At 60.0% G+C, this 1,345-nt stretch carries 1 protein-coding gene; it reads left to right on the plus strand.

Translation table 11 applies throughout. From position 1 onward, the window contains the following. The coding region (locus Q8M88_RS01650; protein WP_305594429.1) for a PAS domain S-box protein at positions 1 to 1,345 on the plus strand (1,345 nt) is incomplete at both ends.

Genomic DNA, 1,345 nt, shown 5'->3' on the forward strand with positions numbered 1-1,345 from the left:
AGCGGGGCGCGCCGACAGAAACCATCGCGCAGCGCCGCGCCGGATTTGCCGGCGTGATCAGCGCCTCCTTTGTGGTCATCGACCTGATGCGCAGATTGTTCAGCGAATCCCTGCTGGCGCAGATTCATGTGCGCATACACGACGCGGGTTTCTTCAATGCCGATGGCGAAGGGGAGCCGCCTACCGATAAAAACCTGATGTTCGACAGCAACCGCCTGCTGCCCGAACACATGAACACCGGTAATGCGGATGCAACACGCGCGGCGTTGACTGCAACAGCCAGTCTGGATGCGGGCGGACGCCGCTGGAACCTCTATTTCACTTCGCGCTCCGGAGTCGATTCCTCCGCCGACCGCTGGTTGTCGTGGGTGGTACTGTTCAGCGGAGTTGTGATCAGCCTGCTGCTGGCGGGGCTGGTGCGTTCCTTGCAGACCTCGCGGGCCCAGGCCATCGCGTGGGCGGATCGGGTGACGGCGGATCTCCGCGCGAGCGAGTCCCGGCTGAACGAAGAGCAGAACCGCATGCGGGGGCTGATCGAGGCCATTCCCAACCCGATTTTTTTCAAGGCTACGGACGGCCGTTACCTTGGCGTCAACAAGGCCTGGGAAAACTTGTTCGGGCAATCGCGGGTTTTTTTCATCGGTAAAACAGTGCGCGACCTTTTTTCCCACAGGCCGGAAATTGCCGCACGGCTGGAAGCTTCGGATCAGGAGTTGTGGGGCCATCCCGGCTCCCAAGTTTATGAAACGACGATTACCACCGGTACCGGCGAAAACCGGGATGTCGTTTATTACAAGGCTACGTACACCCATCCCGATGGCGGGATTGCCGGCTTGGTCGGCATGGTTGTTGATGTCACTGAACGGAAAACCACCGAACAGCGGTATCGCGCCTTGTTCGACAATGCGGCGGTGGGTATTACGACGGTGGACCTGCGGGGGATCATCACCGAAGTAAACCAGAAATTCCTGGACATGCTCGGTTATACCCGGGAAGAGCTGCTGGGCCGCAACGTTGCCAACATCACTTTCCCGGAAGACCGGGCGTATGGCCTGCGTTCCGCGGAAGAGGCCATACATGATGCGGCCGCGGTGATTATCGAGCAGCGTTTTGTGTGCCGGGACGGGCGGGTACTGTGGGTGCGGCGAACGGTTTCTGCGATCCCCGGCAAGGATGGCAAACCGGACTATCTGGTCAATGTGGTCGAGGACATCGCCGACCGCAAGCGGGAGGAGTTGCGACGGACGATGGAGCATGCAGTGACGCGGGCACTGGCCGAGGAAGACAGTCTGGTCAAACTGTTTCCGGTGGTGATTCGTGATATCTGCCAGAACATGGGCTGGGA

Origin of the sequence: Phenylobacterium sp., assembly GCF_030693805.1 — a bacterium.
Lineage (GTDB): Bacteria > Pseudomonadota > Alphaproteobacteria > Caulobacterales > Caulobacteraceae > Phenylobacterium.